The organism is Paenirhodobacter sp., assembly GCF_041916475.1.
Taxonomy (GTDB): domain Bacteria; phylum Pseudomonadota; class Alphaproteobacteria; order Rhodobacterales; family Rhodobacteraceae; genus Rhodobacter.
On the sequence record NZ_JAYRZN010000077.1, the window covers coordinates 1 to 6,071 of the forward strand.

Below are 6,071 nucleotides of genomic sequence, written 5' to 3' on the forward strand. Positions count from 1 at the left end.
GATCGCCACTTCCGAGGCAAAGGTCGCCTGGGCCCAGCCCAGGAGCGCCGCCAGCATCTGGCCGGTCGCGTTCATGTCGTTGTCGATCGCCTGCTTGCCGGTGATGATCAGGCCCGGCTCCTCGGCCCTGGCCACCGCCGCGAGGATCTTCGCCACCGCCAGCGGCTCGATATCGGTCGTCACATCCGCCGCCGCTTCCACCAGGATCGCCCGGTCCGCGCCCATGGCCAGCGCCGTGCGCAGCGTCTCCTGCGCCTGCTTCACGCCGATCGAGACCACGACGATCTCGCTCACGACGCCCTTCTCCTTCAGCCGGATCGCCTCCTCGACCGCAATCTCGTCGAACGGGTTCATCGACATCTTCACGTTCGCAAGATCGACACCGGAACCGTCCGCCTTAACGCGAACCTTCACGTTGTAATCAATCACGCGCTTAACAGGTACAAGAACCTTCATCCGCGGAATCTCCCTTCTTCTCATCTCGCCCGGCCAGGGGCGGCGCTGTCTTCGGCAATTTTGTTACTAGAGCGAATCCGTCAGGGACAGTGCAAAATGGACATGTTTCTATGCCGCTACGTCACGTCGCGCGGATTGTTGGCGATAACGCTCAGCGATTCGCCCCCGGAACCCAGAGCACGTCGGCCCGGCCGTCCTCATTGGCGATGCGCCCGGCCACGAAAAACCAGTCCGAAAGCCGGTTCAGATATTTCACCGCAGCCGGGTTCGCCTCCTCCGCCGCGGCCAGCGCCACCGCCCCGCGCTCGGCGCGCCGCGCCACCGTGCGGCAAAGATGCAGATGCGCCGCAAGGGCGCTGCCGCCCGGCAGGATGAAGCTGCGCAGCGGCTCCAGCCGGGCGATCATGGTGTCGATTTCGGCCTCCAGGCGGCTCACCTGGCTCTCGATGATGCGCAGCACCGGATAGCCCGCCTCGGCATCGCGCGCCATCTCCGGCCGGGCCAGATCGGCGCCGAGGTCGAACAGGTCGTTCTGGATCCGCGCGAGCGCCTCGGCCAGCGCGCCTTCGGCATGAAGCTGCGCAAGCCCGAGCGTGGCGTTCAGCTCGTCCACCGTCCCATAAGCCTCCACCCGCAGCGCATGCTTCGGCACCCGGGTGCCATCGGCAAGGGCGGTTTCCCCCTTGTCCCCGGTCTTCGTATAGATCCTGTTCAGAACGACCATCGCCGCCTCCTATTTTCCGCGCAGCCAGACGAACAGCACCACCAGCACGATGGCCACCGCCTGGGCGATGATGCGCCAGCGCATCAGCCGATTGCCATTGCGCCGGTTGAATTCGCCCCCGCGCCCGAAGCTGAAGATACCGAACAGCAGCACCGCCAGCACGGCCAGGCAGGCGATGGCCACGGTGATGAACAGCGGATCTTTCGTCATGCGCCCCCCTCCGGCGCGCAGAGATTAGCCCCTCGCGCAGGAATTGCGACAGAAATCATGTGCGCGACAGCACCCGGTCGCGCAGCCCGGGCGGGGCGAACCGGCGCAGGGCGGCGGCGATATGGGTGGTGGTGGTGATATAATAGTGATCGCGCGGCGCGCGCGCCTCCAGCGCCTTCAGCAGCGCCGCCGTCACCGCCGCGGGCGGCAGCTCGAACCGGTCCTTCCTGCCCGACGGCTCATAGAGCCGCTTCAGCAGGCTCTCCTCATATTGCGCCCGGCGCGGCGAGGCGCGCCAATCCACCCAGCGTTCGAAATGGGGGATCGAATTCAGCCGGAACCGGGTCGGGATCGGGCCGGGGTTCAGCGTGATGATCCGCACCGGCGTGCCGCGCATTTCTATCCGCAGCACATCGGTCAGGCCTTCGAGGGCGAATTTGCTGGCCACATAGGCCCCGCGCCAGCGCGCGGCCACCAGGCCCAGCACCGAGGAGCATTGCACGATCCGCCCGCCGCCCTGCGCCCGCATCACCTTCACCGCGCGGGTGGTGAGGTCGTGCAGGCCGAACAGGTTGGTCTCGAAGATGTCGCGCAGGGCCTCCACGGGCAGGTCCTCCACGGCGCCCGGGATCGCGAACGCTGCGTTGTTGTAAAGCGCATCGAGCCGCCCGGCGATGGCAAGCGCTTCGGCGAAGCCCTCCGCGCGGGAGGCGGCATCGGCCACATCCAGCCGGATCGCCGTAAGCCCCTCGGCGCGCAGCCGCGCCACGTCCTCGGGCTTGCGGCAAGAGGCGATCACCTGCCATCCCGCAGCCCGCAGCCCATGCGCGGCATCGAGACCGATCCCGGAGGAACAGCCGGTGATGAGGATTGATTTGGTCATGCGGCCTCCTGGCTCCGGGCCGCGCGACATTGCGCGCCCGCGCCCGGGAATGGAAGGCCGGAACCGGCTTGCCGGGCGTAAAAGCGGCAGCGGCTCACCGCCGCAATCCACCGGCCCTTCGCGGCAGAGGCGGCTCGCAGGCTGGGAACCGGCTCCCCCGCCGCAGTGCCGGGCCTACTGCCCCCGCCACAGATGCGCATCCACGCCGAAGGCATAGGCCGCGAGCACCCAGACCGAGACCCAGACCGCCGCCCCGAGCACATTGCCCGCCAAGAACCGCGCCCAATGCATGCCCGCCGTGCCCGCGGCCAGCCCGTTCAGCTGCCGCAGCACGGCGACGAACCGCGCCCCGGCCACGATCATGAGGCCGCGCCGCTGCATCAGCGCCTCCACCCGCGCGAGCCGCGCCTCGCTCAGCCCGATCCGCCCGCCCCAGCGCAGCACCGCCGGGCGCCCGAGCCTGCGCCCGATCAGATAGCCCGCATTGTCGCCCGCGACCGATGCCGCAAACGCCGTGAGCCAGAGCGGCACCAGCGCCAGGTCCCCCTTCGCGGCCAGCGACCCGGCAAGCAGAAGCAACGTTTCGCCGGGCAGCGGCAGCCCGACGGATTCGAGGAACAGGTCCACGAAGATCACCGGCAGGCCATACTGGTGCAGGGTCGCCTCGACCCAGGAGAACGAACAGCACATCGGCACAGACTTGCATGCCCTGTGGCGCCACGCCATCCCCGGACATGCCCGAAAATCCGGCGAAACCTGCACTGAGGGAATTGCCCGGCGGCCACCGCCCGCCCATATTGAACCCAAACAGAGGTGCTCCGGCACAACGGATGGCCGGCGCAACGGATGGGACGACCCATGACGAATGACATCAAGGACCCGTATGTGGTGCTCGGGGTGGCGAAGACCGCCTCCGACGCCGACATCAAGAAAGCCTATCGCAGGCTCGCGAAAGAGCTGCACCCGGACCTGACCGGCAACGACCCGGCCAAATCCGAGCGTTTCAAGTCGGTCTCGGCGGCCTATGACCTGCTGCACGATACCGAAAAGCGCCGCCGCTTCGATGCCGGAGAGATTGACGCCGCCGGCCAGGAGCGGCCGCAGCAGCGCTATTACCGGCAATATGCCGAAGCCGATCCTTCGGGGCGCTACGACCATGCCGGCGGCTTCGATGACCTGGGCGATATCTTCCGCTCGGCCTTCCGCGGCCAGGGCAATGCCTATGGCAATATGCGCATGCGCGGCCAGGACCGGCATTTCCAGCTGACCATCGGATTTCTGGAAGCGGTGGAGGGCGGCAAGCATCCCGTCACCCTGCCCGAGATCGGCCGGGTGGAGATCTCGATCCCGGCCGGGATCGAGGATGGCCAGACGCTGCGCCTGGCGGGCAAGGGCGAGCCGGGGATGAACGGCGGCCCGGCGGGCGATGCGCTGCTCACCATCTCCATCGCCGAGGACCCGGTGTTCGCGCGTGAAGGCAATGACATCGTGATGGAGCTGCCGGTCTCGATCGACGAGGCGGTCTTGGGCGCCTCGGTGGAGGTGCCGGTGCCGGGCGGGCGGGTGCGGCTGAAGGTGCCTGCGAATTCCTCCACCGGCCGGGTGATGCGGCTGCGCGGGAAGGGCGTGAAGGGGGGCGATCTGCGCATCACGCTGAAGATCATGCTGCCGGAGACGGAGGATCCGGCGCTCGCCGAGGCGATCCGTGCCTGGCGGGCGAAGGCCTCCTACGATCCGCGGGCGGAGTGGAAGGGGAACCGGAAATGATGAGCGAAGCGGAGATCCTGACCCGGATCGCCGGGCTGACGCCGGACCGGCTGACGCTGTGCGTAACGCGGGCCTGGGTGCGGCCACGGCTTTCTGATGCGGGGCAGGTGTTTGACGACACCGACCTCGCGCGATTGCGGCTGATCGTGGAGCTGAGCGAGGATATGGCGGTCAGTGACGAGACGATGCCGCTGATCCTGAACCTGCTCGACGAAGTGACGACGCTGCGGCGCCGGATGCGCAGCCTCGATGCCGCGCTCGGCGCGGAGGGGCTGCGCGAGCGCCTGCGCATGCGGCTTCTCGCGATGCACGAACAGGCCTGAGGTGACGGACGGCATCTCCTTCGCCCTGGTGCTGTCCTCGGTCCTGCTGGCGCTGCATGGCACGGCGGTGCTCGCGGCCTTCCGCGCGATCCGGACCGCGCGCACGCCGCAGGGCGCGGTGGGTTGGGCCGTGTTCCTGGTGACGCTGCCCTATATTGCGCTGCCGGCCTTCGTGATTTTCGGCGATATCCGCTATCCTTCGATGATCCGGGACCGCAAGCTCTCCGAAGCGGCGGCGCGGCTGCAGCAGCGCGCGGCGCCCCCGGTGCGCGAGGGCATCAGCCTGCACAGCTCGCAGCTCCTGCAGGGCTTCGAGGCGATCGCCCGGCGCGAGGCCACCGGCGGCAATGCGGTGCAGCTGCTCACCGAGGGCGACGCCGTGTTCCGCGCCCTGTTCGAGGCGATCCGCAGCGCACGCAAATATGTGCTGATCGAGACCTATATCCTGCGCGACGACGGGCTCGGCCGCGAATTGCAGGAGCTGCTCTTGCAAAAGGAGAAGGAGGGCGTGCGGGTCTGCGTGCTCTATGATCCTTTCGGCAGCTACGGCCTGCACCGCACCTATATCCGGGCGATGCGCGCAGGCGGGGTGGAGATCACCAACTTCCACGCCCGCCATCCGCAGCGGCAATGGGCGCTGACCCGGGTGAACTTCCGCAACCACCGGAAATTCGCGGTGATCGATGGCCAGGTGGGCTTCACCGGCGGCTACAATATCGGCGACGAATATGTGGGCCGGAACCCGAGGCTCGGCGCCTGGCGCGACACCATGATCCGGCTCGACGGGCCGGTGGTGGCGCAGATGCAGCTGCATTTCGCCGAAGACTGGCACTGGGCCACCGGCGAGGTGCTGGACCTGGACTGGGAGCCGCGCATCCGCGGCCGGGTGGCGGGGCTGATCCTGGCCTCCGGCCCCTCGGATGCCGAAGAAACCGGCGGGCTGTTCTTCAGCCATGCCATTACCGCCGCGCGCGAGCGGGTGTGGATCGCCTCGCCCTACTTCACCCCGGACACCGGGCTGATGCAGGCGCTGCGGCTCGCGGCGCTGCGCGGGGCGGATGTGCGGGTGATCATGGCCGGGGCGCGCGATCACTGGCTGGTCTGGCTCGCGGGCTTCGCCTTCATCGAGGCGATGCGCGGATCCGGGGTGAAGATCTATCGCTATCGCGAGGGCTTCATGCACCAGAAGATCGTGCTGGTGGACGATCACCTCGCCTCGGTCGGGAGCCACAACCTGGATGCGCGCTCCTGCCGGCTGAATTTCGAGGCTTCCGCGGTGATGGCGGATCCGGATGTGGCGGCCGCGGTGGCGGCGATGCTGGAGCGCGATTTCACCCGCGCCGACCTCTATGACCGCCCGCTTTCCGAGGCGCCGCTGCCGCTGCGGATCGCGGCGCCGGTGGCGCGCCTGATGGCGCCGGTGCTGTAGCCCGGATCGCGCGGCCGCGGGGCGCGCAGGCTTCGTCCGCGCGGGCATAAGGAAGCGGCGCCCCTGTGTGTGTTGCCACATGGTCTGCGTATACTGTGACCCATTGAAAAATATAGACCGCCAAAACGGCAATTTGTCAAATCAAGTGTCACCGCTCAGCCCCCGAAGGAACTGGCCCTGACCTGCCACGGGAGTTTTCCTCCATCTGCGATTAGAGTCCGGCCCATGGAGAGGACGGACGATGAAGAAGGCACGACTGACGGAAGAGCAGATCATTGG

General features: G+C 67.9%; 8 protein-coding genes. 3 read left to right on the forward strand and 5 right to left on the reverse strand.

What is annotated here, in order from left to right; all coding sequences use genetic code 11:
- From ACOMG5_RS17465 to ACOMG5_RS17485, 5 genes are all read right to left on the reverse strand, one after another.
- A partial coding sequence (locus ACOMG5_RS17465) for an electron transfer flavoprotein subunit beta/FixA family protein (RefSeq protein ID WP_420345060.1) occupies positions 1-456 on the reverse strand: 456 nt, incomplete at its 3' end.
- A gap of 151 nt (positions 457-607) precedes the next feature.
- Positions 608-1,180: a cob(I)yrinic acid a,c-diamide adenosyltransferase gene (locus tag ACOMG5_RS17470; protein ID WP_420345061.1), complete on the reverse strand. Its 573-nt coding sequence runs from the start codon at positions 1,178-1,180 to the stop codon at positions 608-610.
- A 9-nt stretch (positions 1,181-1,189) separates the two neighbouring features.
- Complete coding sequence (locus ACOMG5_RS17475) at positions 1,190-1,390, reverse strand: twin transmembrane helix small protein (protein ID WP_420345062.1); 201 nt, start codon at positions 1,388-1,390, stop codon at positions 1,190-1,192.
- Between the two features lie 55 nt (positions 1,391-1,445).
- A complete protein-coding gene (locus ACOMG5_RS17480; protein WP_420345063.1) occupies positions 1,446-2,273 on the reverse strand; it encodes an SDR family NAD(P)-dependent oxidoreductase in 828 nt (275 codons plus the stop codon).
- A gap of 174 nt (positions 2,274-2,447) precedes the next feature.
- Positions 2,448-2,963 (reverse strand): DedA family protein, encoded by a 516-nt coding sequence (locus ACOMG5_RS17485; protein WP_420345064.1) that lies wholly within the window; start codon positions 2,961-2,963, stop codon positions 2,448-2,450.
- A 168-nt stretch (positions 2,964-3,131) separates the two neighbouring features.
- On the opposite strand from ACOMG5_RS17485, the gene ACOMG5_RS17490 reads away from it, so the two are divergent.
- From ACOMG5_RS17490 to cls, 3 genes are read left to right on the forward strand one after another with little or no spacing between them, the layout of a single operon-like run.
- Complete coding sequence (locus ACOMG5_RS17490; RefSeq protein WP_420345065.1) at positions 3,132-4,040, forward strand: DnaJ C-terminal domain-containing protein; 909 nt, start codon at positions 3,132-3,134, stop codon at positions 4,038-4,040.
- Positions 4,040-4,363, forward strand: a complete 324-nt coding sequence (locus ACOMG5_RS17495; RefSeq protein WP_420345066.1) for a chaperone modulator CbpM — start codon at positions 4,040-4,042, stop codon at positions 4,361-4,363. The genes ACOMG5_RS17490 and ACOMG5_RS17495 overlap by 1 nt, the downstream gene beginning before the upstream one ends.
- A gap of 1 nt (position 4,364) precedes the next feature.
- Entirely contained in the window at positions 4,365-5,792 is a 1,428-nt protein-coding gene (gene cls / locus ACOMG5_RS17500) for a cardiolipin synthase (RefSeq protein ID WP_420345067.1), read from the forward strand.
- Positions 5,793-6,071 lie beyond the last annotated feature (279 nt).

What these genes read in the sequence shown, in the direction of transcription:
- ACOMG5_RS17470 (WP_420345061.1), bottom strand. Translation starts at nt 1,180, where the DNA reads ATGGTCGTTCTGAACAGGATCTATACGAAGACCGGGGACAAGGGGGAA.
- ACOMG5_RS17475 (WP_420345062.1), bottom strand. Translation starts at nt 1,390, where the DNA reads ATGACGAAAGATCCGCTGTTCATCACCGTGGCCATCGCCTGCCTGGCC.
- ACOMG5_RS17480 (WP_420345063.1), bottom strand. Translation starts at nt 2,273, where the DNA reads ATGACCAAATCAATCCTCATCACCGGCTGTTCCTCCGGGATCGGTCTC.
- ACOMG5_RS17485 (WP_420345064.1), bottom strand. Translation starts at nt 2,963, where the DNA reads ATGTGCTGTTCGTTCTCCTGGGTCGAGGCGACCCTGCACCAGTATGGC.
- ACOMG5_RS17490 (WP_420345065.1), top strand. Translation starts at nt 3,132, where the DNA reads ATGACGAATGACATCAAGGACCCGTATGTGGTGCTCGGGGTGGCGAAG.
- ACOMG5_RS17495 (WP_420345066.1), top strand. Translation starts at nt 4,040, where the DNA reads ATGAGCGAAGCGGAGATCCTGACCCGGATCGCCGGGCTGACGCCGGAC.